The 25749-nt window shown below is 62.2% G+C and carries 23 protein-coding genes and 1 tRNA gene; 23 read left to right on the top strand and 1 reads right to left on the bottom strand.

Annotated elements, in window-relative coordinates:
* The first annotated feature begins 18 nt into the window (after nt 1-18).
* From BG57_RS00220 to BG57_RS00210, 3 genes are all read left to right on the top strand, one after another.
* Nucleotides 19-1563: an ABC transporter ATP-binding protein gene (locus BG57_RS00220; RefSeq protein ID WP_229753899.1), complete on the top strand. Its 1545-nt coding sequence runs from the start codon at nt 19-21 to the stop codon at nt 1561-1563.
* A gap of 147 nt (nt 1564-1710) precedes the next feature.
* The gene (locus BG57_RS00215) at nt 1711-2367 is read left to right on the top strand and encodes a C40 family peptidase (protein WP_035959397.1); all 657 of its coding nucleotides are present in this window, start codon (nt 1711-1713) and stop codon (nt 2365-2367) included.
* A gap of 376 nt (nt 2368-2743) precedes the next feature.
* Entirely contained in the window at nt 2744-4288 is a 1545-nt protein-coding gene (locus tag BG57_RS00210) for a 2-isopropylmalate synthase (RefSeq protein ID WP_035959395.1), read from the top strand.
* A 65-nt stretch (nt 4289-4353) separates the two neighbouring features.
* Here the strand turns inward: BG57_RS00210 and BG57_RS00205 are convergent, their stop codons facing one another.
* Entirely contained in the window at nt 4354-4869 is a 516-nt protein-coding gene (locus BG57_RS00205) for a hypothetical protein (protein ID WP_035959818.1), read from the bottom strand.
* 148 nt (nt 4870-5017) lie between these two features.
* On the opposite strand from BG57_RS00205, the gene BG57_RS00200 reads away from it, so the two are divergent.
* The 20 genes from BG57_RS00200 (at nt 5018) to BG57_RS00105 (ending at nt 25746) form a co-directional block, all read left to right on the top strand.
* Nucleotides 5018-6298 (top strand): branched-chain amino acid ABC transporter substrate-binding protein, encoded by a 1281-nt coding sequence (locus tag BG57_RS00200; RefSeq protein ID WP_081850797.1) that lies wholly within the window; start codon nt 5018-5020, stop codon nt 6296-6298.
* 165 nt (nt 6299-6463) lie between these two features.
* A complete protein-coding gene (rpsO, locus tag BG57_RS00195; protein WP_035959394.1) occupies nt 6464-6733 on the top strand; it encodes a 30S ribosomal protein S15 in 270 nt (89 codons plus the stop codon).
* Between the two features lie 368 nt (nt 6734-7101).
* The gene (pnp, locus tag BG57_RS00190; RefSeq protein WP_035959393.1) at nt 7102-9237 is read left to right on the top strand and encodes a polyribonucleotide nucleotidyltransferase; all 2136 of its coding nucleotides are present in this window, start codon (nt 7102-7104) and stop codon (nt 9235-9237) included.
* A 199-nt stretch (nt 9238-9436) separates the two neighbouring features.
* Nucleotides 9437-10453, top strand: a complete 1017-nt coding sequence (locus BG57_RS00185; RefSeq protein ID WP_174447172.1) for an NAD(P)H-quinone oxidoreductase — start codon at nt 9437-9439, stop codon at nt 10451-10453.
* Between the two features lie 186 nt (nt 10454-10639).
* Nucleotides 10640-11413, top strand: coding sequence for a triose-phosphate isomerase (gene tpiA / locus BG57_RS00180; RefSeq protein WP_035959391.1), 774 nt, complete (start codon nt 10640-10642; stop codon nt 11411-11413).
* Nucleotides 11414-11493: 80 nt separating this feature from the next.
* Nucleotides 11494-11859 (top strand): preprotein translocase subunit SecG, encoded by a 366-nt coding sequence (gene secG, locus BG57_RS00175; RefSeq protein ID WP_035959390.1) that lies wholly within the window; start codon nt 11494-11496, stop codon nt 11857-11859.
* A 127-nt stretch (nt 11860-11986) separates the two neighbouring features.
* Nucleotides 11987-12071: transfer RNA gene (locus tag BG57_RS00170), tRNA-Leu, on the top strand.
* 177 nt (nt 12072-12248) lie between these two features.
* Nucleotides 12249-12608, top strand: a complete 360-nt coding sequence (locus BG57_RS00165; RefSeq protein ID WP_035959388.1) for an NADH-quinone oxidoreductase subunit A — start codon at nt 12249-12251, stop codon at nt 12606-12608.
* A 61-nt stretch (nt 12609-12669) separates the two neighbouring features.
* A complete protein-coding gene (locus tag BG57_RS00160; protein ID WP_006052903.1) occupies nt 12670-13149 on the top strand; it encodes a NuoB/complex I 20 kDa subunit family protein in 480 nt (159 codons plus the stop codon).
* A 20-nt stretch (nt 13150-13169) separates the two neighbouring features.
* Nucleotides 13170-13772, top strand: coding sequence for an NADH-quinone oxidoreductase subunit C (locus BG57_RS00155; protein ID WP_035959387.1), 603 nt, complete (start codon nt 13170-13172; stop codon nt 13770-13772).
* Between the two features lie 9 nt (nt 13773-13781).
* Nucleotides 13782-15035 (top strand): NADH-quinone oxidoreductase subunit D, encoded by a 1254-nt coding sequence (locus BG57_RS00150; protein WP_035959386.1) that lies wholly within the window; start codon nt 13782-13784, stop codon nt 15033-15035.
* A gap of 168 nt (nt 15036-15203) precedes the next feature.
* Nucleotides 15204-15689: an NADH-quinone oxidoreductase subunit NuoE gene (gene nuoE / locus BG57_RS00145; RefSeq protein ID WP_035959385.1), complete on the top strand. Its 486-nt coding sequence runs from the start codon at nt 15204-15206 to the stop codon at nt 15687-15689.
* Nucleotides 15686-17008: an NADH-quinone oxidoreductase subunit NuoF gene (gene nuoF / locus BG57_RS00140; protein WP_035959384.1), complete on the top strand. Its 1323-nt coding sequence runs from the start codon at nt 15686-15688 to the stop codon at nt 17006-17008. The genes nuoE and nuoF overlap by 4 nt, the downstream gene beginning before the upstream one ends.
* 50 nt (nt 17009-17058) lie before the next feature.
* On the top strand, nt 17059-19395 hold the full coding sequence (gene nuoG, locus BG57_RS00135) for an NADH-quinone oxidoreductase subunit NuoG (RefSeq protein WP_035959383.1): 2337 nt from the start codon (nt 17059-17061) through the stop codon (nt 19393-19395).
* Complete coding sequence (gene nuoH, locus BG57_RS00130; RefSeq protein ID WP_035959381.1) at nt 19395-20459, top strand: NADH-quinone oxidoreductase subunit NuoH; 1065 nt, start codon at nt 19395-19397, stop codon at nt 20457-20459. Before nuoG ends, nuoH begins: the two co-directional genes overlap by 1 nt.
* A gap of 26 nt (nt 20460-20485) precedes the next feature.
* The gene (nuoI, locus tag BG57_RS00125; RefSeq protein WP_035959380.1) at nt 20486-20974 is read left to right on the top strand and encodes an NADH-quinone oxidoreductase subunit NuoI; all 489 of its coding nucleotides are present in this window, start codon (nt 20486-20488) and stop codon (nt 20972-20974) included.
* A gap of 161 nt (nt 20975-21135) precedes the next feature.
* Entirely contained in the window at nt 21136-21825 is a 690-nt protein-coding gene (locus BG57_RS00120; RefSeq protein ID WP_035959378.1) for an NADH-quinone oxidoreductase subunit J, read from the top strand.
* A gap of 21 nt (nt 21826-21846) precedes the next feature.
* Nucleotides 21847-22152, top strand: coding sequence for an NADH-quinone oxidoreductase subunit NuoK (nuoK, locus tag BG57_RS00115; protein ID WP_007588140.1), 306 nt, complete (start codon nt 21847-21849; stop codon nt 22150-22152).
* Between the two features lie 17 nt (nt 22153-22169).
* Nucleotides 22170-24242, top strand: a complete 2073-nt coding sequence (gene nuoL / locus BG57_RS00110; protein WP_035959377.1) for an NADH-quinone oxidoreductase subunit L — start codon at nt 22170-22172, stop codon at nt 24240-24242.
* A 13-nt stretch (nt 24243-24255) separates the two neighbouring features.
* Entirely contained in the window at nt 24256-25746 is a 1491-nt protein-coding gene (locus BG57_RS00105) for an NADH-quinone oxidoreductase subunit M (protein ID WP_035959376.1), read from the top strand.
* Nucleotides 25747-25749 lie beyond the last annotated feature (3 nt).

Genomic DNA, 25749 nt, shown 5'->3' with positions numbered 1-25749 from the left:
GTGCGCTTTGGCGACACCATGGCAGTCGACGGCGTGAGTCTCGACATTCGGCCCGGTGAGCGCGTGGCGCTCGTCGGCGAATCCGGTTCGGGCAAGAGCGTGACGGCGCTGTCGATCCTGCGGCTCATCCGCGATGCGGAAGTCAGCGGCTCTGTCCGCTTCGCCGGAGAGGAGTTGCTCACGAAAAGCGAGCACGCGATGCGCGGCCTGCGCGGCTCCGATATCGCGATGATCTTTCAGGAGCCGATGACCGCGCTGAACCCGCTCTACACGGTGGGCGATCAGATCAGCGAAACCATCCAGCTCCATGACGGCGCAAGTCCGCGCGAGGCGCGCGAGCGGGCTATCGCGCTGCTGGCGCGCACCGGCATCACCGAGCCGGAGCGACGCGTCGACAGCTATCCGCATCAGCTCTCGGGCGGACAGCGGCAGCGCGTGATGATCGCGATGGCGCTCGCGTGCAGGCCGCGCCTCCTGCTCGCCGACGAGCCGACGACCGCGCTCGACGTGACGATCCGCGCGCAGATCGTCGAACTGCTGCTCGAGCTGCAGCGCGACGAGGCTGCCAAGCGCGGCATGGCGGTGCTGCTCATCACGCACGATTTGAATCTCGTGCGGCGGTTTGCACAGCGCGTCGCGGTGATGGAGAAGGGCGTGCTCGTCGAAAGCGGCACGGTCGATGCCATCTTCGAGGCGCCGCAGCATCCCTATACGCAGCGCCTCTTGCAGAGCCGGCCGAAGCGCAGCGTGCTGCCGGTGCTGCCGATCGCGCCCGTGCTGCTCGATGCGAAAGACGTCCGCGTGGAATATCCGACGCGGCTGCCGGGCTTTGCCGGCTGGTTCGGGCGTGGCCGCTTCAAGGCGGTCGATGACGTCACGCTCTCGGTCCGGCAAGGGGAAACGCTCGGGATCGTCGGGGAATCGGGATCGGGGAAGTCCACGCTCGCGATGGCGCTGCTCGGCCTGCAACGCATCTCGCACGGCAGCGTCGAGTTCCAGGGAAAGGCGCTGCAGGATTTTCGCGGACGCGAAAAAACGGTGCTGCGCTCAAACCTGCAAGTGGTGTTTCAGGACCCGTTCAGTTCGCTTTCGCCACGGCAGACGGTGGAGCGGATCGTCGGGGAAGGGCTGGCGCTGCACCGGCCGGAACTCAACGCAGATGCACGGCGCGCCAAGGTCATCGCCGTATTGCGTGAGGTCGGGCTGGATCGCACCGCGCTCACGCGCTATCCGCACGAGTTCTCGGGCGGCCAGCGGCAACGCATCGCGATTGCACGCGCACTCGTGCTCGAGCCGAGTATTTTGATTCTCGACGAACCGACCAGCGCGCTCGATGTCTCAATCCAGACTCAAGTTCTGGCGCTTCTTGCCGATATTCAAAGAAAGCACAATTTGGGTTACGTCTTCATCAGCCACGACTTGCAGGTGATCGGCGCGATGGCGCACCGGGTCGCGGTGATGCGAGATGGAAATGTCGTCGAAGCCGGGGACGTGGAGAAGATTTTTGCGAATCCGTCGGACGAATACACACGAAAGCTGCTGGCGGCTGCCCTTAATTCCTAAAAATCTTTCTTTTTCGTCAATTGCGTGTCCGCGTCCATTGTATTTTTCTATTTCTTTTGACAGTTAAATACTTTGTGGCTAGTATGCGTTCAAACTTTCGCATATCTCACTGATTTTTCAGTCTTTAATTGTAAAACCTACCGACCGATGCAGCCACTCACACTGACTCAGACATGCGCGCGCGCTGCCGCTGGCATGTTGATCGGCCTTCTGATGACAACAACTTCGGGCGCGTTTGCCGACGAAGTCAACAGTTACAGCCAAAATGCCGGCAACGGCAATCTCACTTCGAAGCCCACCGATGCAGCCACGCTCGACACCACGAGCACTCCCGGCGGCGCGAAGTCTTTCCTTTCTGGCATGGCGAGCAAAGCGGGCGACGTAGTCGTCGGCGCGCTCAACATGATCGGCGTGCGTTATCGCTGGGGCGGCAATACGCCGGACTCCGGCCTCGATTGCAGCGGCTTCGTGCGCTACGTGTTTCAGGACACGCTCGGCATGACGCTGCCGCGCCGCGCGGAAGAAATGAGCCGTGTGGGCGAGAAGGTCCGCGTGTCGGATCTGAAGCCGGGCGATCTCGTGTTCTTCAATACGATGCGCCGGTCGTTCTCGCACGTTGGCATCTATATCGGCGACAACAAGTTCGTGCATTCGCCGTCCACCGGCAGCACGATTCGCGTCGACGACATGGAAAGCGGCTACTGGGAACAGCGTTTCCAGGGTGCGCGCCGTATCGAGAATGCCCAGATCGGCGACGGCAGCGAATTGCGTCAGCGCGTAAGCGCGACGCTCGGCGGCTACTGATCGACCGGTCGCTGTCTTATGACAGTCAACGAAAAGCCTGCTTCGTCGCGAACGCAGGCTTTTTTGTTTTATGGCCCCGCTCGAGAAAGCAAATGTCCCGGCTATGAATCCCATCGGAAAGCCTCATTGCACGCGTATCCAAAAGCCGTTATAGTTTTCGAATGAACTTTTCTTCGTTCCCCCTCTCGTTTTCTCCGGCTGGTGCGCTGCTACGCGCGCTATCGCTACTAGCGCCGCTCGCGCGCTGATTCTTCTCGCCTCCCGTCTGCTCGTTCAAGGTTTTCGACGCCAGCGGTGGCGCGAACACCCGGATTCCGTTTTGTCGTTTCATCTCGATATTCCCAACAATCGATAAATCTCCCCACAGGAGCCCAAAATGGCAGCAGACAAGTTGATCATCTTCGATACGACCTTGCGCGACGGCGAGCAGTCCCCCGGCGCTTCGATGACGAAGGAGGAGAAGATTCGCATCGCCAAGCAGCTCGAGCGCATGAAAGTTGATGTGATCGAAGCGGGCTTCGCGGCGAGTTCGAACGGCGATTTCGACGCGATCAACACCATCGCCTCACTCGTGAAGGACAGCACGGTCTGCTCGCTCGCCCGCGCCAACGACAAAGACATTCAGCGCGCCGCCGATGCGCTCAAGCCCGCGAACCAGTTCCGCATCCACACGTTCATCGCGACGTCGCCGCTGCACATGGAAAAGAAGCTGCGCATGACGCCGGAGCAGGTTTATGAGCAGGCGCGGCTCGCCGTCCGCTTCGCGCGCAAGTTCACCGACGACGTCGAGTTCTCGCCGGAAGACGGCAGCCGCTCGGACATCGACTTCCTGTGCCGCGTGCTGGAAGCCGTCATTGCCGAAGGCGCGCGCACGATCAATATCGCGGATACGGTCGGCTACGGCGTGCCCGAGCTGTACGGCAACCTCGTCAAGACGCTGCGCGAGCGCATCCCGAATTCGGACAAGGCAGTCTTCTCCGTGCACTGCCACGACGACCTCGGCATGGCCGTGGCGAACTCGCTCGCGGGCGTGCAGATCGGCGGCGCGCGTCAGGTGGAATGCACGATCAACGGCTTGGGCGAGCGCGCCGGCAATACGTCGCTCGAAGAAATCGTGATGGCGGTGAAGACACGCAAGGATTATTACGGCCTGGATGTCGGCATCGATACGACGCAGATCGTCCCGACCTCGAAGCTCGTGTCGCAGATTACGGGTTTCGTCGTGCAGCCGAACAAGGCGGTGGTCGGCGCGAACGCGTTCGCGCATGCGTCGGGCATCCACCAGGACGGCGTGCTCAAGGCGCGCGACACCTACGAAATCATGCGCGCGGAAGACGTGGGCTGGAGCGCGAACAAGATCGTGCTCGGCAAGCTGTCCGGCCGTAACGCGTTCAAGCAGCGGCTCGAGGAGTTGGGCGTGTCGCTGCAATCCGAAGCCGACGTCAACGCCGCGTTCGCCCGCTTCAAGGATCTCGCCGACCGCAAGGCCGAAATCTTCGACGAAGACATCATGCAGATCGTGTCCGAAGAATCGGCGGAAGCGCAGGCCAAGGAGCATTTCCGCTTCGTCTCGATGAAGCAGCACTCGGAGACCGGCGAGCAGCCGCAAGCGAGCGTCGTGTTCGCGGTGGAAGGCGCGGAAGTCACGGGCGAAGCGCGCGGCAACGGTCCCGTCGATGCGACGCTGCACGCGATCGAATCGAAGGTGGATAGTGGTGCGGAACTCGTGCTGTATTCGGTCAACGCGATCACGACCGGCACGCAGGCGCAGGGCGAAGTGACGGTGCGTCTGTCGAAGAGCGGGCGCATCGTGAATGGCGTGGGCACCGATCCGGATATCGTCGCGGCATCGGCGAAGGCGTATATCGCGGCGCTGAACAAGCTGCATTCGAAGGTCGAAAAGCTCAATCCGCAGCTTTGATTCGCGAGCGGCCCGCCTGAACAACGAAGCCCTCCGAGCGAGGGCTTCGTTGCGTTTGGGCTGCGTCAGAAGAGACTGCGCCGGTCGGGATCGTGCAGCGGATCGGGCGATTTCTGCGTCGTGCGCAGGACGCCCTGATCGTCGAAATAGAAGCTGTACATCAGATACCAGAAGTTCGCTTCCATATAGCGGTACGTCCATACCTCCCGCTTCATCAGCGGAAAGTACGACGTTTCGACCGGCCGGCCGAAGTTCACGAGGACGTCGTCCTTCGTCCACGTGCCGATCTGCGCTTTATAGAACTCGTTCTCGTCGAGCACTTGCCGCACGCTGACGATCCTGCCCGACGCATCGACATCAGCGGCGGTGGTGAATTCGCCGAGCGGCTGCGTCGGCCACATCAGGCGCTTGCCGCCGTTGGGCAAGTCATAGACTTCGCGCGGCGGGCCGAGGCGCGCGGTAATCGTCGATGCATCCGCGCCCGGCTGATAGTTCTGCCACGGTTGCGCGCAAGCCGACAGCAGAAGCGCGGCCCCCGCGCATGCCAGCGCGCCGCGCAGACGGATGAATGATTGCAGCATTGCAGCCTCCACGTGCTTGTTCCCGCGCAGAGGCGGGAATCGTTCGTCGTTTTCCGTGATTCTGACACGCGGCGCAAGATGCATGCGCTCTTGCGTCGCGCCCACAGCCCGGCCTATGATCCGCGCTTCTTCTCTCCCGGAAGGATCGATGGCAAGCGTTCATCCCCCGAAAAAATTGCGATGGCTGCTCGCGTGCGTCGCGTCCATATGCGTTCAGGCCAGCGCCGCCGATCTGCCGCCGGTCAAGCTCGCGATGATCGAAGGCATGTCCGGCCCGTTCGCGAACGCGGGCGCGGCGGTCGAGCGCAATCTGCGCTTCGGCGTGGAGCGCGTGAATGCGCAAGGCGGCGTGAAGCTCGCCGACGGCATGCATCCGCTGCAACTTGTCGTGCTCGACGGCAAGGGCAGCAGCGAAGCCAGTCTCGTGCAATTGCGCGCTGCGATCGACGAGAAAATCGGCTTCGTCATGCAGGGCAACAGTTCCGCGGTAGCGGCGGCGCTCGTCGCCGCAATCGACAAGCAGAATGCACGCGAGCCTGATCGCCGCGTGCTGTTCCTCAATTATTCCGCCGACGATCCCGCGCTCACCAACGACGCGTGCAGTTTCTGGCATTTCCGTTTCGATGCCCATGCCGGCATGCGCATGGACGCGCTCGCCGATGCGCTGGCGCGCGACCACGCCGTGAAGAAAGTCTATTTGCTGAATCAGGACTACAGCTTCGGTCACGACGTGAGCCGCGAGGCGCGGCGCGCATTGCAGGAAAAGCGGCCCGACGTCGCGATCGCGGGCGACGAGTTTCATCCGATCGGACGCGTGAAGGACTTCGCGCCGTATATCGCGAAGATTCGCGCGAGCGGGGCGGATGCGATCATCACCGGCAACTGGGGCAACGATCTGACGCTGCTGGTCAAGGCCGCGCGCGAGCAAGGGCTGAACACGAAGTTCTACACCTTCTACGGCAATAGTCTGGGCGCGCCGGCCGCGCTCGGCGATGCCGGCGTGAAGCGCGTGGTCGCCGTCGCGGACTGGCATCCGAACGCGGGCGGCGCGGAATCGGACGCGTACTACCGGGCGTTCCGCGCGCGCTTTCCGGCCGCATCGGACGATTACCTCGTGCTGCGCATGCCGATGATGATCGACATGCTCGCCGCCGCCATGACGCGCGCCGGCAGCGCCGATCCGCTCGCCGTGGCGCGTGCGCTCGAAGGCATGCGGTCCGACGGCGGGGGCTTCCATCGGTCGACGATGCGCGCCGCCGATCATCAACTGATTCAGCCCCTTTACGTGATGGAGATGGACAAGGCCGGCGCGCCGGGCGTGCAGTTCGACAACGAAGGTTCGGGATACGGCTTTCGCACGCTGCTTGCCGTGCCGGCTCAAGCCACCGCGCAGGCGACGACCTGCAAGATGGCGCGGCCGTCGCGCTAAGCCCAGGGGCGGTCGCGTGCCGGCCGTGCCCTGTGCTATACTCTGCGCTTCGTTTTTGGCGTAAAGCTAGAGATGAAAGGAGACGGGCTCAGGCCGAGTCCGTCGAAGCAAACCACGGCACGGCCTTTCTTCCGTGACCGCCTGTCTGTTTCAAAGGAAAAGCAAATGTCCGTAGCAGAAGTCAAGAAATCCGACGTCGTCGCTGAGTACGCGCGCGGCGCCAACGACACCGGCTCCCCCGAAGTGCAAGTTGCACTGCTCACGAGCCGCATCAACGAACTGACCGTCCACTTCAAGGCCCACACGAAGGACCACCACAGCCGCCGCGGTCTGCTGCGCATGGTGAGCCGCCGTCGCAAGCTGCTCGACTACCTGAAGGGCAAGGATGCGGACCGTTATCGCTCGCTGATCGAAAAGCTGGGTCTGCGCAAGTAATTGGCCCATAACGTGGCTTCGCGGCCAGCGTTCTAACGAAGTGCCTGTGTCAGTTCGCTGATACAGGCATTTTGTTTTTGCGCGATCCGCTCGCGAAGTGGTGCCTGATCGAAGTTTGTATGGTCGGCACGTGTTGTTGAAGTCAGCAATTTCAGTTTTACCCGGATGAGTCATCCGGTCCGATGCACGGTCCAGCCTCGCGGCAGAGCTTTGTGTCATTCCAGCGCGGCACGGCGGCGCGAACGCGCGTCGCGCTGGAATGGCATAAACACACCTCTCAAGCGTGGCGCGGGACCGTCCCAGCCCAGCGCCGCTCGGTAGCCTCATGCGCTCGATCGAAGGCGCGGCGCAACCTAGAAGGAGTCGCAATGTTCAATAAAATCGTTAAAGAATTTAAGTGGGGACAACACAACGTCCGCCTCGAAACGGGTGAAATCGCGCGTCAGGCGAGCGGCGCGGTCGTCGTCGACGTGGAAGACACCGTGGTTCTGGCCACGGTCGTCGGCGCGAAGACGGCCAAGCCGGGTCAGGACTTCTTCCCGCTGACCGTCGATTACCTCGAAAAGACCTATGCGGCCGGCAAGATCCCCGGCGGCTTCTTCCGCCGCGAAGGCCGTCCGTCGGAAGGCGAGACGCTCATCTCGCGCCTGATCGACCGTCCGCTGCGTCCGCTGTTCCCGGAAGGCTTCTATAACGAAGTGCAGGTCGTGATTCACGTCCTGTCGCTGAACCCGGAAGTTCCGGCGGACATTCCCGCGCTGATCGGCGCGTCCGCAGCGCTGGCCGTTTCCGGCCTGCCGTTCAACGGCCCGGTCGGCGCTGCACGCGTCGCGTACATCAACAACGAATACGTGCTCAACCCGACGCGCGCGCAGATGAAGGAATCGGCGCTGGATCTGGTCGTCGCGGGCACGGAGCGCGCGGTGCTGATGGTCGAATCCGAAGCGCAGCAGCTTTCGGAAGAAGTGATGCTCGGCGCGGTCGTGTACGGTCATGACCAGATGCAAACCGCGATCGACGCGATCCACGAACTCGTGCGCGACGGCGGCAAGCCGGAATGGGACTGGCAGCCGGCGCCGAAGAACGAAGCGCTGATTGCGCGCGTGACCGAAATCGCCAAGCCGGAACTCGAAGCGGCTTACCAGCTGCGCAACAAGCAAGCGCGTTCGGCCAAGCTGAAGGAAGTCTTCGCAGCGACGTCCGCGAAGCTGGCCGAAGAAGCGGCGGCATCGGGCACGGCGGCAGCGGATGCGGCCACCGTCGGCAACGTTCTGTTCGACATCGAAGCGAAGATCGTCCGTACGCAGATCCTGAACGGCGAACCGCGTATCGACGGCCGCGACACGCGCACGGTGCGTCCGATCGAAATCCGCACTGGCGTGCTGCCGCGCACGCACGGCTCGGCGCTTTTCACGCGCGGCGAGACGCAAGCGCTGGTCGTCGCCACGCTCGGCACGAAGGGCGATGAGCAGAACATCGACGCCCTCGAAGGCGAGTACCGCGAGCGCTTCATGCTCCACTACAACATGCCCCCGTTCGCGACCGGCGAAACCGGCCGCGTCGGTTCGCCGAAGCGCCGCGAAATCGGCCACGGCCGCCTGGCGAAGCGCGCGCTGGTCCCGTGTCTGCCGAGCGCCGACGAATTCGGCTACTCGATCCGCGTCGTGTCGGAAATCACGGAATCGAACGGTTCGTCGTCGATGGCTTCGGTCTGCGGCGGCTGCCTCGCGCTGATGGACGCCGGCGTGCCGATGAAGGCGCACGTCGCGGGCATCGCAATGGGCCTGATTCTCGAAGGCAACAAGTTCGCGGTTCTGACCGACATCCTCGGCGACGAAGATCACCTCGGCGACATGGACTTCAAGGTGGCCGGCACGGCGCAAGGCGTAACCGCGCTGCAGATGGACATCAAGATCCAGGGCATCACGAAGGAAATCATGCAGGTCGCGCTCGCGCAAGCGAAGGAAGGCCGCATGCACATCCTCGGCAAGATGACCAGCGCCGTGCCGGGCACGAACACGGAACTGTCCGAGTTCGCGCCGCGCATGATCACGCTGAAGATCAACCCGGAAAAGATCCGCGACGTGATCGGCAAGGGCGGTTCGGTGATCCGCGCGCTGACGGAAGAAACCAACACGACGATCGATATTTCCGACGACGGCGTGGTGACGATCGCAAGCACGAGTTCCGAAGGCATGGCCGAGGCGAAGAAGCGCATCGAGAACATCACGGCTGAAGTGGAAGTCGGCCAGATCTACGAAGGTCCGGTGCTGAAGCTGCTGGATTTCGGCGCGATCGTGAACATCCTGCCGGGCAAGGACGGTCTGCTGCACATCTCGGAAATCGTCAACGAGCGCGTGAAGGACATCAACGACTATCTGAAGGAAGGCCAGATCGTGAAGGTCAAGGTCATCCAGACGGACGAGAAGGGCCGTGTGCGTTTGTCGGCCAAGGCGTTGCTGAACGAAGGCGCCCCAGCCGAGACGACGCACCCGCAGCAGTAATGCGGTAATGTGTCGACGGCCGGCTCGCCTGCGCGAGCCGGCCGTTTTCATGTATGACGGCGTTCGGGCTATGCATTGTCCGACGCGTCATCGGATTCGATGGCAGTGTGGCGCGTGAAGCGCGCGTCGCGTGCGCACTGCCATCCGATTCGAGCCGTAGCGTCATTCGATCAACCTGCCACGCATTCAGGGGAAAGCTATGAAGGCCATCGAAATCACGGAGTTCGGCGCACCCGAAGTGCTGAAGCTGGGCGAACGTCCGATGCCCGAAGCGGGCGAGGGCGAAGTACTGATCAAGGTCGCGGCTTCGGGCGTGAACCGGCCCGACGTCTTTCAACGCAAGGGCGCGTATGCACCGCCGCCGGGCGCGTCGGATCTGCCGGGGCTTGAAGTGGCGGGCGAGATCGTCGATGGCGACTTCGATTCGAAGCACAACCCGTTCGGTCTCAAGAAGGGCGATCGCGTGTGCGCGCTGCTCGCGGGCGGCGGCTATGCGGAATACGCGGTCGCGCCGATCGAGCAATGCCTGCCGGTGCCGGCAGGCCTTTCCGATATCGAGGCGGCCTCGCTGCCCGAGACGTTCTTCACCGTATGGAGCAACGTGTTCGAGCGCGCGCATCTCGGCGCCGGCGAGAACGGTGAGGAGGAGACGCTGCTCGTGCAGGGCGGATCGAGCGGTATCGGCGTGACGGCGATTCAGATTGCGCGGGCGCTCGGTTTTCGCGTGTTCGCCACGGCTGGCAGCGACGAAAAGTGCCGCGCCTGCGAATCGCTCGGCGCGGAGCGCGCGATCAACTACAAGACGGAAGATTTCGTCGAAGTGGTGAAATCGCTGACGAACGATCGCGGCGTCGACGTCATTCTCGATATGGTCGCCGGCGACTATCTGCCGCGCGAGCTGAAGGCACTGGCCGACGGCGGCCGCGTCTGCGTGATCGCGCTGCTCGGCGGCGCGAAGGCGGAAATCAATCTGAACGACATCTTGCGCCGCCGGCTCGTTATCACCGGCTCGACGCTGCGTCCGCGTCCTGTTGCGTTCAAGGCGAAGATCGCCGCGAAGCTGAAGGAGCGCGTGTGGCCGGAGATCGAAGCGGGACGCATCAAGCCGGTGATCCACCAGGTATTTCCGGCGGCCGAGGCGGCTGCCGCCCATGCGTTGATGGAGAGCAGCACCCACGTTGGCAAGATCGTGCTCGACTGGCGCGAGAACGCGTGACAGCGCAATGCAACGGCAGCGGCTTTGGCGGTTTGACCGGTTTCGCCGTATCACAGTAAAATCGCCTGTTTTGTAAGCAGTTTGCAGTTCACAGCGCTTCATTCCAATAACAGGGCGGCTTCCGTATCGAGAGGCCGTCTGATCGACTAAGAAGGCGGCTGTCGAAAGCCGCCGAGCGACGAGACAATGTCCAGAGAACGAGCAAAACTGGTGGTGGGCAACTGGAAGATGCATGGTCGCATCAAGGACAACGCGGCCCTGCTGACCGAAGTCGCCGCAGGCGCATCGGCTTTGCAGAATGGCGTGAGTGTCGGCGTATGCGTGCCGTGCCCGTATCTCGCGCAATCGCAGGCGCTGCTTTCCGGCTCGCTGTTGCGCTGGGGCGTGCAGGATATTTCGGCGCACGCGCAAGGCGCCTACACCGGTGAAGTCGCTGCGGAAATGGCAGCTGACTTCGGCGCGACGTATGCGATCGTCGGGCATTCGGAGCGGCGCGCGTATCATCGCGAAACGCCCGAGCTGGTCGCGGCGAAGGCCCGTCGTGCGCTGGAAGCGGGTTTGACGCCCATCGTCTGTATCGGCGAAACGCTCGAAGAGCGCGAATCCGGCGCGACGGAGCAAGTCATCGGCGCGCAACTGGACGCCGTGCTTCTTATGTTGAGCGCGGAGGAAGCGGCGCGCATCGTCATCGCCTATGAACCGGTGTGGGCGATCGGCACGGGCAAGAGCGCGACGGCCGAGCAGGCGCAGGGCGTTCACGCCTTCGTGCGGGGCAAGCTGGCCGAGAAGGGCGAAGCGGTAGCGAACGTGCCGGTGTTGTATGGCGGCAGCGTGAAGCCCGAGAACGCGCAGGAATTGTTCGGGCAACGGGACATCGACGGCGGGCTGATTGGCGGCGCGTCGCTGAAGTCGAAAGATTTTCTTGCGATCTGCCAGGCGGCGCACACCGCGACGCGATAAGCGGCCGGACGCAGGGCAGTAGAAAGAGTAAGTCGCGGCACGTGAGTGTCACGGAAACATCAAGATCTAGGTGAGTTTAAATGCTGTATTTGAAGACATTGATTATCGTCGTCCAGTTGCTGTCGGCGCTTGGCGTTATCGGGCTCGTGCTGCTGCAACACGGCAAGGGCGCAGACATGGGCGCGGCGTTCGGCAGCGGCGCATCGGGAAGCCTGTTCGGCGCAACCGGATCGGCGAACTTCCTCTCGCGCACCACCGCCGTCCTCGCGGCGATCTTCTTCATCACGACGCTTGCGTTGACCTATCTCGGCAGCTACAAGCCGCAGACCTCGGCTGGCGTGCTGGGCGGTGCCGCTCCCGCTGCGTCGGCGCCCGCTTCGGGTGCCTCCGCACCGGCCGCAACGGCTCCCGCATCGGCGGCGCCGGGCACTGACGTTCCGAAATAACGTCCGGGACATATTTTCGCGAAATTCGTGTTTTATGCGTTGAACAATTCTTGAGGCCTAGTTATAATTCAAGTCTTGAAGCGATTCGCGGCAATTAAGAAGTTGTTTTCCCGGATTGCAGTACAGTGCCGACGTGGTGAAATTGGTAGACACGCTATCTTGAGGGGGTAGTGGCGAAAGCTGTGCGAGTTCGAGTCTCGCCGTCGGCACCAAAAGTTATCCAATGCCAGCCGCTTGCTTCGCTTCGGCTGGCATTGTCACTTCTGGAGTACCCTTATGCTGCCGCGTGGCATCGTGAGTGGTCCCAAGTGAGTTCCGTCGCCGGGTGGTCTGTCCCGGCAGAAGCGCCCAATCATCGACTGACCGAACCTACCGATCTGAGGATAGCCTTGAACCTCGCACCCTATTACCCCGTCTTCTTGTTCCTCGTGGTGGGCCTTGGTTTAGGTATAGCGTTGGTCAGCATCGGCAAGATTCTCGGTCCCAGCAAGCCTGACACCGAAAAGAACGCACCTTACGAGTGCGGCTTCGAAGCCTTCGAAGACGCCCGTATGAAGTTCGATGTGCGTTACTATCTCGTCGCAATTCTTTTCATCATTTTCGACCTTGAGACGGCGTTCCTGTTTCCGTGGGGCGTGGCTCTGCGTGATATCGGCTGGCCCGGCTTCATGGCCATGATGATCTTTCTGCTCGAATTCCTGCTCGGCTTCGCCTACATCTGGAGAAAGGGCGGCCTCGACTGGGAGTAACGGGTAGATCACCGGATTCATGGGCGGCTTTGGCTGGCTGCTCATCTGGAGTGGAAATCAAATGAGTATCGAAGGGGTCTTGAAGGAAGGCTTTGTCACCACCACGGCTGACAAGCTGATCAACTGGACGCGCACCGGCTCGTTGTGGCCGATGACGTTCGGTCTCGCGTGCTGTGCGGTCGAGATGATGCATGCGGGCGCGGCCCGCTACGACCTGGACCGCTTCGGCGTGGTGTTTCGCCCGAGTCCGCGTCAGTCCGACGTGATGATCGTCGCCGGCACGCTATGCAACAAGATGGCGCCCGCGCTTCGTAAGGTGTACGACCAGATGGCCGAGCCTCGCTGGGTCATCTCGATGGGTTCGTGCGCGAACGGTGGCGGCTATTACCACTACTCGTACTCCGTCGTGCGCGGCTGCGACCGAATCGTTCCGGTCGATGTCTACGTTCCCGGCTGTCCTCCCACGGCCGAAGCGCTGGTCTACGGCGTGATCCAGTTGCAGGCGAAGATTCGCCGCACCAACACCATCGCCCGTCAATAAAGGCCTGAGCCTCCCCAACTATGGCAAGCAAACTCGAGACCCTGAAGGCGAACCTCGAGACGGCGTTTGGCGGCCGTCTCCAGAGCATCACCGAGTCGCTGGGTCAGTTGACGGTCGTCGTGAAGGCGGCCGATTACCTCGAAGTCGCAACCCGGCTGCGCGACGATCGCTCGCTCGGTTTCGAGCAGTTGATGGACCTCGCCGGCGTCGACTATTCGACCTATGGCGACGGCGCCTACGAAGGCCCGCGCTTCGCAGCCGTTCTGCATCTCCTCTCCGTGTCGAACAACTGGCGCGTGCGCGTACGCGTATTCGCACCGGACGACGACGTGCCGATCGTGCCGTCGGTGGTCGACGTCTGGTCGTCGGCAAACTGGTACGAGCGCGAGGCATTCGACCTGTACGGCATCGTGTTCGAAGGCCACCCCGATCTGCGCCGCATTCTCACGGACTATGGCTTCATCGGCCATCCGTTCCGCAAGGACTTCCCGGTGAGCGGTTTCGTCGAGATGCGTTATGACCCGGAAGAGAAGCGCGTCGTGTATCAGCCCGTGACGATCGAGCCGCGCGAGATCACGCCGCGCGTGATTCGCGAAGATCGCTACGGTGGCCTGAAACATTAAGAGAGCGTCATGGCAGAGATCAAGAATTACACGCTGAATTTTGGCCCGCAGCACCCTGCCGCACACGGCGTGTTGCGCCTCGTGCTGGAACTGGACGGCGAAGTGATCCAGCGCGCCGATCCGCACATCGGGCTGCTGCATCGCGCGACCGAAAAGCTCGCGGAAACCAAGACGTTCATTCAGTCCGTGCCGTACATGGACCGTCTCGACTACGTGTCGATGATGTGTAACGAGCACGCTTACGTGCTCGCCATCGAGAAGCTGCTCGGCGTCGACGTGCCGGTGCGCGCGAAATACATCCGCGTGCTGTTCGATGAAATCACGCGCGTGCTGAACCACCTGATGTGGATCGGCTCGCACGCGCTCGACGTCGGCGCGATGGCCGTGTTCCTCTACGCGTTCCGCGAGCGCGAAGACCTGATGGACGTCTACGAGGCGGTATCCGGCGCGCGCATGCACGCGGCCTACTATCGTCCGGGCGGCGTGTATCGCGATCTGCCGGACGCGATGCCGCAATACAAGGTCTCGAAGATTCGCAACGCGAAGGCGCTCGAGAGGATGAACGAAAACCGCCAGGGTTCGCTGCTCGACTTCATCGACGACTTCTTCACGCGTTTCCCCGGTCATGTCGACGAGTACGAAACGCTGCTCACCGACAACCGCATCTGGAAGCAGCGTCTGGTCGGCATCGGCGTGGTGAGCCCAGAGCGCGCATTGCAGCTCGGCATGAGCGGCGCGATGCTGCGCGGTTCGGGCATCGAATGGGACCTGCGCAAGAAGCAGCCGTACGAAGTCTACGACCAGCTCGACTTCGACATCCCCGTCGGCGTGAATGGCGATTGCTATGACCGCTATCTGGTGCGCGTCGAAGAAATGCGTCAATCCACGCGTATCGCCAAACAGTGCATTGCCTGGCTGCGCGCGAATCCCGGCCCTGTGATGATCGATAATCACAAGGTTGCGCCGCCGTCGCGTGTCGGCATGAAGAGCAACATGGAAGAGCTGATTCACCACTTCAAGCTCTTTACCGAAGGCTTCCATGTGCCGGAAGGCGAGACGTACGCCGCGATCGAGCATCCGAAGGGCGAATTCGGCATCTATCTGGTCTCGGACGGCGCGAACAAGCCGTACCGCCTGAAGATCCGTGCGCCCGGTTATGCACACCTCGCCTCGCTCGACGAAATGGCGCGCGGCCACATGATTGCCGACGCCGTGACGATCATCGGTACGCAAGACATCGTGTTCGGCGAGATCGATCGCTGATCCATTCGCCCGCTGCAAGCACGGCGCGCTCATCGAGCCGCCGTCGCGGTGAATCGAAGCGGGAAGCGTAGAAGCAATTACAGGAAACCGCAGGACGCCAGGTCTGCTGCAATAAGATGGTCGCGGCAGGTTTTCGTTCGGTAGGAATTGAAAGAGTCGTGTCTGAAAATGATCTCAGCTGAAGGCCTCAAAGAAATCGATCGTGCGATCGCGAAGTATCCCGCCGAACAAAAGCAGTCGGCGGTGATGGCTGCGCTCGCTGTCGCGCAGGAGGAACACGGATGGCTGTCGCCGGAACTGATGAAGTTCGTCGCCGACTATCTGGGCATGCCGCCTGTTGCCGTACAGGAAGTCGCCACCTTCTACACGATGTACGAACTGGCGCCGGTCGGTAAGCACAAGATCACGCTCTGCACGAACCTGCCTTGCCAGTTGGGCCCGGATGGCGGCTCCGACAGCGCGGCGCAGTATCTGAAGCAGAAGCTCGGCATCGATTTCGGCGAGACCACGCCCGACGGCAAGTTCACGCTGAAGGAAGGCGAGTGCTTCGGTTCGTGCGGCGATGCGCCGGTGATGCTGGTGAACAATCACCGCATGTGCAGCTTCATGAGCCGCGAGAAGATCGACCAGTTGATCGAGGAACTTTCGAAATGACGTCTCTCCACGATCGTCACATCAAGCCGCTGATCCTCGCCGGCCTCAACGGCGAGAACTGGCATCTCGAAGATTACGTTGCGCGCGGCGGCTACAAGCAACTGCGCCGCATTCTCGAAGAGAAGATTCCGCCGGAGCAGGTGATCGCCGACGTCAAGGCGTCGGGTCTGCGCGGCCGTGGCGGTGCGGGCTTCCCGACCGGCCTGAAGTGGAGCTTCATGCCGCGCCAGTTCCCGGGGCAAAAGTATCTCGTTTGCAACTCGGACGAGGGCGAGCCGGGCACGTTCAAGGACCGCGATATCCTTCGCTGGAACCCGCACGCGCTGATCGAAGGCATGGCCATCGGCGCGTACGCGATGGGCATCACCGTCGGCTACAACTACATCCACGGCGAGATCTTCGAGGTCTACCGCGTGTTCGAAGCGGCGCTCGAAGAAGCGCGCGCAGCCGGTTATCTCGGCGCGAACATTCTCGGCTCCGGCTTCTCGTTCGAGCTTTACGCGCACCATGGTTACGGCGCGTACATCTGCGGCGAAGAAACGGCGCTGCTCGAATCGCTCGAAGGCAAGAAGGGCCAGCCGCGCTTCAAGCCGCCGTTCCCGGCGAGCTTCGGCGTGTACGGCAAGCCGACCACGATCAACAACACCGAAACGTTCGCGGCGGTGCCGTTCCTGCTGGAAATCGGGCCGCAGAATTATCTGGAACTCGGCAAGCCGAACAACGGCGGGACGAAGATTTTCTCGGTGTCGGGCGATGTGAACCGTCCGGGCAACTACGAAATTCCGCTTGGCACGCCGTTCTCGACGCTGATGGAACTCGCCGGCGGCGTGCGCGGCAACTCGGTGAAGGCGGTGATTCCGGGCGGTTCGTCCGCGCCGGTCGTGCCTGGCGAGATGATGCTCGCCACCGATATGGACTACGATTCGATCGCCAAAGCCGGGTCGATGCTGGGCTCGGGCGCGGTCATCGTCATGAACGAAACGCGCTGCATGGTGCGCTCGCTGTTGCGCCTGTCGTACTTCTATTACGAAGAGTCATGCGGCCAGTGCACGCCTTGCCGCGAGGGCACGGGCTGGCTTTATCGCGTCGTGCATCGCATCGAGCATGGTCTCGGGCGCAAGGAAGATCTGGATCTCCTAAACTCGGTCGCCGAAAACATCATGGGCCGCACGATTTGCGCGCTCGGAGATGCCGCGGCGATGCCGGTGCGCGGCATGCTGAAGCACTTCTGGAACGAATTCGAATATCACGTCGAGCACAAGCACTGTCTCGTCGGCGGGCACGCACATCATGCGGCGTCCGAAGCGCTTACCGCGTAATCAGGCGCACAAGTCAGTTGCGCGAAAGAGGTTGAGGACCATTCCCCATCATGGTTGAACTAGAAATTGACGGCAAGACGGTCGAGGTGCCCGAAGGCAGCATGGTGATCCAGGCTGCGCATAAGGTCGATACGTACATTCCTCACTTCTGCTATCACAAGAAGCTGTCGATCGCGGCGAACTGCCGGATGTGCCTCGTCGAAGTCGAGAAAATGCCGAAGGCCGTCCCCGCGTGCGCGACCCCCGTGTCCGCGGGCATGGTCGTGCGCACGACGTCCGACAAGGCCGTGAAGGCCCAGCAGTCGGTGATGGAATTCCTGCTGATCAACCATCCGCTCGATTGCCCGATCTGCGATCAGGGCGGCGAGTGCCAGTTGCAGGATCTGGCGGTCGGTTACGGCAAGTCGCAGTCTCGCTATAGCGAAGAAAAGCGCGTCGTGTTCCACAAGAACGTCGGTCCGCTCATCTCGATGGAAGAGATGACGCGCTGCATCCACTGCACCCGCTGCGTACGCTTCGGCCAGGAAGTCGCTGGCGTGATGGAACTCGGCATGCTGGGCCGCGGCGAGCATTCGGAGATCACGTCGTTCGTCGGCAAGACGGTGGATTCCGAACTGTCCGGCAACATGATCGACCTGTGCCCGGTCGGCGCGCTCACGAGCAAGCCGTTCCGCTACAGCGCGCGGACGTGGGAATTGTCGCGCCGCAAGTCGGTGAGCCCGCATGATTCCGTCGGCGCCAACCTGGTCGTCCAGGTGAAGAACAACCGCGTGATGCGCGTTCTGCCGATGGAAAACGAAGCCATCAACGAATGCTGGATCTCGGACAAGGACCGCTTCTCGTACGAAGGCCTGAACAGCGACGACCGTCTCACCACGCCGATGCTGAAGCAGGGCGGCAACTGGATCGAAACCGACTGGCAGACCGCGCTCGAATACGTGGCGAAGGGCATCAAGGGCATCAAGGCGGATCATGGCGCGAACGCCATCGCCGCACTCGCGACGCCGCATAGCACGATCGAAGAACTGCACCTTCTGAAGGCGCTGACTGAAGGCGTCGGCACGCCGAACATCGATTTCCGTCTGCGTCAGAGCGACTTCTCCGCGCCGGTCGGCGTGGGCGCGCCGTGGCTGGGCGTCAAGATCGCGGATCTGTCGAACGTGGACACCGCTTTCGTGATCGGCTCGTTCCTGCGCCGCGATCATCCGCTCTTCGCCGCGCGTCTGCGTCAGGCAGCGAAGAACGGCGCGAAGCTCACGTTCCTCAACGCAAGCAACGACGATTCGCTGATCCCGACTGCGCATCGCCTGGTGGCGGCGCCGTCGGCATGGCTGGATCAACTGGCCGGCATCGCGGCGGCGGTCTCCGAGGCGCGCGGCGTCGCGTTGCCCGAGGCATTCGCGGGCCGCGAAGCATCGGCTGCGGCAAAGGACGTTGCTGCATCGCTGTCGGCGGGCGAGAAGCGCGTCGTGCTGCTCGGCAACGTCGCGGTTCAACATCCTGATTTCGCGCAGATTCAAGCGGCGGCGCAGTGGATCGCCGATAACACCGGCGCGAGCTTCGGCTTCCTGACTGAAGGTGCAAACTCGGTCGGCGCCTATCTCGTCGACGCATTGCCCGGCGAAGGCGGCCTCAATGCACGCGAAGTGTTCGAACAACCGCGCAAGGGCTATGTGCTGTTGAACGCGGAGCCGGAATTCGACACGGCCAACCCGGCGCAAGCCATCGCTGCGCTGAAGTCGGCGGAAATGGTCGTCGTGATGTCGCCGTTCAGGCACGGCATGGAGTATGCGGACGTGCTGCTGCCCATCGCGCCGTTCACGGAAACATCGGGCACGTTCGTCAACGCGGAAGGCACGGCTCAGTCGTTCAACGGCGTCGTGCGCGGTCTCGGCGATACGCGTCCGGGCTGGAAGGTGCTGCGCGTGCTCGGCACGATGCTCGGCCTGCCGGGCTTCGAATTCGACACCGCCGAAGAAGTGCGCATCGCGGCGCTCGGCACGGGTGATCTGACCACGCGCCTGTCGAACAAGACGACGGTCGCGGCAAAGCGCGCAGCGTCGAACATCGCGGTGAAGGGCGGCTTCGAGCGTCTCGCCGATGTGCCGATCTATCACGCCGACGCGCTCGTGCGTCGCGCGCCGTCGCTGCATCTGACCGCAGCGGCGCGCGACGCGAATGTCGCCGGCCTGCCGACGACGCTCTTCGACAAGCTCGGCCTGAAGGACGGCGACGCGGTGCGTGTCAGGCAAGGCGACCTGTCGGTGGTGCTGCCCGCGGTCCGTGATGCGAATCTGGCTGAATCGGTGGTCCGCGTGCCGGCCGCGACGGCGGCTGGCGCGGCACTCGGCGGCCTGTTCGGTGAACTGGTAGTGGAGAAGGCGTAATGGGCTTGTTCGATACGATCAACGCAGGCGGCACGCAGCTTCTTGGCGTTGCATGGCCGACCGTGTGGGCGCTCGTGCGCATCGTCGTCGTCGCGGTGGTGATCCTGCTGTGCGTCGCGTACCTGATTCTCTGGGAGCGCAAGCTCATCGGCTGGATGCACGTGCGTCTCGGACCGAACCGCGTCGGCCCGGCTGGCCTGTTGCAGCCGATCGCGGACGTGCTGAAGCTGCTGCTGAAGGAAGTCATTCAGCCGACGCAGGCCAGCAAGTGGATCTACGTGATTGCGCCGATCATGACCGTGGTTCCGGCGTTCGCCGTGTGGGCGGTCATTCCGTTCCAGGCGAAGGCCGTGCTCGGCAACATCAACGCGGGCCTGCTGTACATCATGGCGATCTCGTCGATCGGCGTGTACGGCGTGATTCTCGCGGGCTGGGCGTCGAACTCGAAGTACGCGTTCCTCGGCGCAATGCGCGCGGCGGCGCAGATGGTGTCCTACGAAATTTCGATGGGCTTCGCGCTGGTCGTCGTGTTGATGGTCGCCGGCACGCTGAACATGTCGGATATCGTCGCTTCGCAGCAGCGCGGCATCTTCGCGGGCTTCGGCGTGAACTTCCTGTCGTGGAACTGGCTGCCGCTGTTGCCGATGTTCGTCGTGTACTTCATCTCGGGCATCGCCGAAACGAACCGTCACCCGTTCGACGTGGTGGAAGGCGAATCGGAGATCGTCGCGGGTCACATGATCGACTATTCGGGCATGGCGTTCGCGCTGTTCTTCCTGGCGGAATACATCAACATGATCGTGATTTCGGCGATCGCGGCGACGCTGTTTCTGGGCGGCTGGGATGCACCGTTCGGCTTCCTGTCGTTCATCCCCGGCGTCTTCTGGCTCGTGCTGAAAGTCTTCTTGCTGCTGTCGATTTTCATCTGGGCGCGCGCGACTTTCCCACGTTACCGCTATGACCAGATCATGCGTCTCGGCTGGAAGGTGTTCCTGCCGGTGTCGGTCGTGTGGGTGGTCGTGGTCGGCTTCTGGATCATGTCGCCGCTCAACATCTGGAAGTAACGGCGAAAGCGCGGACGAAAATCATCATGAATGCCATTCAGAACTTCTTTAAGACCTTCTTCCTGACCGAACTGCTGAAGGGTCTGGCGCTGACGGGACGTTACACGTTCCAGCGCAAGATCACCGTGCAGTTCCCGGAAGAAAAGACGCCGGTTTCGCCGCGCTTCCGCGGGTTGCATGCGCTGCGCCGCTACGAAAACGGCGAAGAGCGCTGCATTGCGTGCAAGCTGTGCGAAGCGGTATGCCCGGCGCTCGCGATCACCATCGAATCGGAAACGCGCGCGGACAACACCCGCCGCACGACGCGCTACGACATCGACCTGACCAAGTGCATCTTCTGCGGCTTCTGCGAAGAAAGCTGCCCGGTCGATTCGATCGTCGAGACGCACATCCTCGAGTATCACGGCGAAAAACGCGGCGATCTGTATTTCACGAAGGACATGCTGCTTGCAGTGGGCGATCGTTACGAGAAGGAAATCGCCGCATCGAAGGCGGCCGACGCTCCTTACCGTTGATGCGAGTTCGGTGCCGGCGCCGCGCGGAAGAACCAGGCGTCATGCTTTCGCGCAAACCGGCTTCGAACACGAAGCGATTCTGCTTTGCTGTCGGCGCACGTGAAGAAAGACGCGCGCCGACACACCCTGCCTGATGATGGCCTAACGATGAACCGGTAATCATGGAATTCACAACCGTACTGTTCTATATCTTCGCGCTGCTGCTGACCGTGTCTGCGCTGAAGGTGATCACTTCGCGCAATCCGGTGTCGTCCGCGCTTTTTCTCGTGCTCGCGTTCTTCAACGCGGCCGCGATCTGGATGCTGCTGCAAGCCGAATTCCTCGCGATCCTGCTGGTTCTCGTGTATGTCGGCGCCGTGATGGTGCTGTTCCTGTTCGTCGTGATGATGCTGGACATCAACATCGACGTGCTGCGACGCGACTTCCGGCGCTTCGTGCCGCTCGCGACCATCGTCGGCGCGATCATCGTGATCGAGACGGCGCTGATCCTGTGGCACGGCTACGGGGACACCTTCGCGCCGCTGCGTGATGCGGCAGCGGGCGCGGGCGTCGGCGGGGCGGCGGTCATGCCGAACACGCAACTCATCGGCAAGGTCATCTACACCGATTACATTTTCGCGTTCGAAATCGCGGGCCTCGTGCTGCTCGTCGCGATCATCGCGGCGATCTCGCTCACCATCCGCGACAAGAAGGACAAGAAGACGCAAACCGTCAGCGAGCAGGTCAAGGTGCGCCGCGAAGACCGCGTGCGCCTCGTGAAGATGCAAGCGGAGAAGCAGGCGCCGGACGCGTCTGTCGAGCCCGCCGTGACCGGCAATGTCGGCGCGGGCACCGTCGACAACAAAGGCTGAGCGCAGAGGAGAAATCTAAACATGTTGAGTCTTGCTCATTACCTGGTGCTCGGCGCGATCCTGTTCGCGATCAGCATCGTCGGGATCTTCCTGAACCGCCGCAACGTGATCATCATCTTGATGGCTATCGAGCTGATGCTGCTCGCGGTGAACACCAATTTCGTCGCGTTCTCGCACTATCTGGGCGACGTGCACGGCCAGATTTTCGTGTTCTTCGTCCTGACCGTGGCCGCCGCCGAAGCCGCGATCGGTCTCGCGATTCTCGTGACCCTGTTCCGTAGCCTCGACACGATCAACGTCGAGGATCTCGATCAGCTCAAAGGTTAATTTCAGGCTAGGCTGTTATGTCCACGACACTCAACGAAAACCTACTGCTTGCGATCCCGCTTGCGCCGCTCGCGGGCTCGCTGATCGCGGGGCTGCTCGGGAAGGCCATCGGGCGCAAGGGCGCGCATCGCGTGACCATTCTCGGCGTTTTTATCTCGTTCATCCTGTCGGCGATCGTCTACGCCGACGTGATGAAGGGCGCCAGCTTCAACGGGACCATCTATCAGTGGATGTCGCTCGGCTCGCTCAAGATGGAAGTCGGCTTCCTGGTCGACTCGCTCACCGCGATGATGATGGTCATCGTCACCTTCGTCTCGCTGATGGTCCATATCTACACCATCGGCTACATGGCGGAAGAGGACGGCTACCAGCGTTTCTTCTCGTACATCTCGCTCTTCACGTTCTCGATGCTGATGCTCGTCATGAGCAACAACTTCCTGCAGCTGTTCTTCGGCTGGGAAGCGGTGGGTCTCGTGTCGTACCTGCTGATCGGCTTCTACTACACGCGTGAAAGCGCCATTTACGCGAACCTGAAGGCGTTCCTCGTGAACCGCGTCGGCGACTTCGGCTTTCTGCTGGGCATCGGCCTGTTGCTTGCGTTCGCTGGCTCGCTCAACTATGGCGATGTCTTCGCGCAAGGCGACAAGCTCGCCAGCATGCAATTTCCCGGCACGAGCTGGGGCTTGCTGACGGTTGCGTGCATCTGCCTGTTCATCGGCGCGATGGGCAAGTCCGCGCAGTTCCCGCTGCACGTGTGGCTGCCTGATTCGATGGAAGGCCCGACGCCGATCTCCGCGCTGATTCACGCAGCGACGATGGTGACCGCCGGCATCTTCATGGTGACGCGCATGTCGCCGCTGTTCGAGCATTCGGATGCGGCGCTGTCGTTCGTGACCGTCATCGGTGCGATCACGGCCCTGTTCATGGGCTTCCTCGGCGTGGTGCAGAACGACATCAAGCGTGTCGTCGCTTATTCGACGCTTTCGCAGCTCGGTTACATGACGGTCGCGCTCGGTGTATCGGCGTATCCGGTCGCCGTGTTCCATCTGGGCACGCACGCGTTCTTCAAGGCGCTGCTGTTCCTCGGCGCGGGGTCGGTCATCATCGGCATGCACCACGATCAGGACATGCGCAACATGGGCGGCCTGGCCAAGTACATGCCGATCACGTGGATCACGTCGCTGCTCGGTTCGCTCGCGCTGATCGGCACGCCGTTCTTCTCGGGCTTCTACTCGAAAGACTCGATCATCGACGCAGTGAAGCTCTCGCATCTGCCGGGTTCGGGTTTCGCGTACTTCGCGGTGGTGGCGAGCGTCTTCGTCACGGCGCTCTACTCGTTCCGCATGTACTTCCTGGTGTTCCATGGCAAAGAGCGTTTCCGCGGTCCGAAACACCCTGAGTCGCCGATGGGCGCCGAAGAAGCAGCGCACGGCCACGGTCATGGTCACGGGCACGGGCACGATGACCACGGCCACGGCCACGGCCACGCGCACGAGCCGCACGAAAGCCCGTGGGTCGTCACGCTGCCGTTGATCCTGCTCGCGATTCCGTCGGTGGTGATCGGCGCGATCATGATCGGCCCGATGCTGTTCGGCGACTTCTTCTCGCACGGCGTTGTGTTCGACAAGGTGATCTACATCGCCGAGAACCACGAAGGCATGCACGAAATGGCCGAGGAATTCCACGGCTGGTTCGCGATGGGCCTGCATTCGGTCTCCGGCTTGCCGGTGTGGCTGGCGCTCGCGGGCGTGGTCGTCGCGTGGTTCCTGTACATGAAGCGCCCTGATCTGCCGCCGGTCATTCGCCGCCGCTTCGGCCCGATCTACACGCTGCTCGACAACAAGTACTACTTCGACAAGATCAACGAAGTGGTCTTTGCGAAGGGCGCCATCGCCATCGGCCGCGGCCTGTGGAAAGAGGGCGATGTGGTCGTCATCGACGGCATGGTCAATGGCAGTGCGCGATTCGTCGGCTGGTTCGCCGGTGTCATCCGCTTCCTTCAATCCGGTTACATCTATCACTACGCGTTCGCCATGATTATCGGCATGTTGGGGCTGTTGACCCTGTTTGTAACGCTCGGCGGCAAATAAGGCGAGGGACCCCATGCACTCTTTTCCGATTCTCAGTGTCGCGATCTGGTTGCCGATCGTATTCGGCCTCCTGGTTCTCGCTGTAGGCAATGACCGCAACCCGGCGCCCGCGCGCTGGGTCGCGCTGATCGGCTCGGTACTCGGTTTGATCGTCACCATTCCGCTGATCACCGGCTTCGATTCGTCGACCGCCGCGTTGCAGTTCGTCGAGCAGGCGAACTGGATCGAGCGGTTCAGCATCACGTATCACCTGGGCGTGGACGGCATCTCGATGTGGTTCGTCGTGCTGACCGCGCTGATCACCGTTATCGTCGTGATCGCCGGATGGGAAGTGATCACCGAGCGCGTGTCGCAGTACTTCGCCGCGTTCCTGATCCTCTCGGGCATCATGATCGGCGTGTTCTCGACGGCCGACGGCATGCTGTTCTACGTGTTCTTCGAGGCCACGCTGATTCCGATGTACATCATCATCGGCGTATGGGGCGGCCCGAACCGTGTGTACGCGGCGTTCAAGTTCTTCCTGTACACGCTTGCCGGCTCGCTGCTGATGCTGGTCGCGCTGCTGTATCTCTACACGCAGACGCACACGTTCGACCTCGCCACGTGGCACGCCGCCAAGATCGGCATGACGCCGCAGGTGCTGCTGTTCATCGCGTTCTTCCTGGCGTTCGCCGTGAAGGTGCCGATGTGGCCGGTCCACACCTGGCTGCCCGACGCGCACGTCGAAGCGCCGACGGGCGGCTCCGTCGTGCTGGCGGCGATCATGCTGAAGCTCGGCGCATACGGCTTCCTGCGTTTCTCGCTGCCGATTGCGCCGGACGCGAGCCACTTCCTGGCGCCCGTGGTCATCACGCTGTCGCTGATCGCGGTGATCTACATCGGCCTCGTGGCGATGGTGCAGGCGGACATGAAGAAGCTCGTCGCGTATTCGTCGATCGCGCACATGGGCTTCGTCACGCTCGGCTTCTTCATCTTCAGCCAGTTGGGCGTCGAAGGCGCGATCATCCAGATGATCTCGCACGGCTTCATCTCGGGCGCGATGTTCCTTTCGATCGGCGTGCTGTATGACCGCGTCCATTCGCGCCAGATCGCGGATTACGGCGGCGTCGTCAACACGATGCCGAAGTTCGCGGCGCTGTCGATGCTGTTCGCGATGGCCAACTGCGGCCTGCCGGGCACGTCGGGCTTCGTCGGCGAATTCATGGTGATTCTGGCTGCCGTGAAGTTCAACTTCTGGATTGGCTTCCTCGCCACGTTCACGCTGATTCTCGGCGCGGCTTACACGCTGTGGATGTACAAGCGCGTGTACTTCGGCGCGGTCGCGAACGACCACGTCGCGAAACTCGCGGACATCAACAAGCGTGAGATGTTCATGCTCGTCGTGCTCGCGCTGTTCACGCTTTACATGGGCCTGCATCCGAAGCCCTTCACCGACGTGATGCACGAGTCGGTGGCAAACCTGCTCTCCCACGTCGCGCAGTCCAAGCTGCCGCTGGCTCAGTAACGC

The organism is Caballeronia grimmiae (genome assembly GCF_000698555.1).
GTDB lineage: Bacteria > Pseudomonadota > Gammaproteobacteria > Burkholderiales > Burkholderiaceae > Caballeronia > Caballeronia grimmiae.
The sequence above is the reverse complement of the archived record's forward strand: the minus strand, read 5'-3'. Positions and strand labels throughout refer to the sequence as shown.

Excerpts from the sequence above, each read along its gene's own strand:
- BG57_RS00215 (WP_035959397.1), top strand. The coding sequence starts at position 1,711 with ATGCAGCCACTCACACTGACTCAGACATGCGCGCGCGCTGCCGCTGGC.
- rpsO (WP_035959394.1), top strand. The coding sequence starts at position 6,464 with ATGTCCGTAGCAGAAGTCAAGAAATCCGACGTCGTCGCTGAGTACGCG.
- nuoK (WP_007588140.1), top strand. The coding sequence starts at position 21,847 with ATGTTGAGTCTTGCTCATTACCTGGTGCTCGGCGCGATCCTGTTCGCG.
- nuoL (WP_035959377.1), top strand. The coding sequence starts at position 22,170 with ATGTCCACGACACTCAACGAAAACCTACTGCTTGCGATCCCGCTTGCG.
- pnp (WP_035959393.1), top strand. The coding sequence starts at position 7,102 with ATGTTCAATAAAATCGTTAAAGAATTTAAGTGGGGACAACACAACGTC.
- BG57_RS00160 (WP_006052903.1), top strand. The coding sequence starts at position 12,670 with ATGAGTATCGAAGGGGTCTTGAAGGAAGGCTTTGTCACCACCACGGCT.
- nuoG (WP_035959383.1), top strand. The coding sequence starts at position 17,059 with ATGGTTGAACTAGAAATTGACGGCAAGACGGTCGAGGTGCCCGAAGGC.
- nuoI (WP_035959380.1), top strand. The coding sequence starts at position 20,486 with ATGAATGCCATTCAGAACTTCTTTAAGACCTTCTTCCTGACCGAACTG.
- nuoE (WP_035959385.1), top strand. The coding sequence starts at position 15,204 with ATGATCTCAGCTGAAGGCCTCAAAGAAATCGATCGTGCGATCGCGAAG.
- BG57_RS00210 (WP_035959395.1), top strand. The coding sequence starts at position 2,744 with ATGGCAGCAGACAAGTTGATCATCTTCGATACGACCTTGCGCGACGGC.
- BG57_RS00105 (WP_035959376.1), top strand. The coding sequence starts at position 24,256 with ATGCACTCTTTTCCGATTCTCAGTGTCGCGATCTGGTTGCCGATCGTA.
- BG57_RS00150 (WP_035959386.1), top strand. The coding sequence starts at position 13,782 with ATGGCAGAGATCAAGAATTACACGCTGAATTTTGGCCCGCAGCACCCT.
- BG57_RS00220 (WP_229753899.1), top strand. The coding sequence starts at position 19 with ATGGCAGTCGACGGCGTGAGTCTCGACATTCGGCCCGGTGAGCGCGTG.
- nuoF (WP_035959384.1), top strand. The coding sequence starts at position 15,686 with ATGACGTCTCTCCACGATCGTCACATCAAGCCGCTGATCCTCGCCGGC.
- BG57_RS00120 (WP_035959378.1), top strand. The coding sequence starts at position 21,136 with ATGGAATTCACAACCGTACTGTTCTATATCTTCGCGCTGCTGCTGACC.
- BG57_RS00155 (WP_035959387.1), top strand. The coding sequence starts at position 13,170 with ATGGCAAGCAAACTCGAGACCCTGAAGGCGAACCTCGAGACGGCGTTT.
- BG57_RS00200 (WP_081850797.1), top strand. The coding sequence starts at position 5,018 with ATGGCAAGCGTTCATCCCCCGAAAAAATTGCGATGGCTGCTCGCGTGC.
- secG (WP_035959390.1), top strand. The coding sequence starts at position 11,494 with ATGCTGTATTTGAAGACATTGATTATCGTCGTCCAGTTGCTGTCGGCG.
- BG57_RS00205 (WP_035959818.1), bottom strand. The coding sequence starts at position 4,869 with ATGCTGCAATCATTCATCCGTCTGCGCGGCGCGCTGGCATGCGCGGGG.
- BG57_RS00185 (WP_174447172.1), top strand. The coding sequence starts at position 9,437 with ATGAAGGCCATCGAAATCACGGAGTTCGGCGCACCCGAAGTGCTGAAG.
- nuoH (WP_035959381.1), top strand. The coding sequence starts at position 19,395 with ATGGGCTTGTTCGATACGATCAACGCAGGCGGCACGCAGCTTCTTGGC.
- tpiA (WP_035959391.1), top strand. The coding sequence starts at position 10,640 with ATGTCCAGAGAACGAGCAAAACTGGTGGTGGGCAACTGGAAGATGCAT.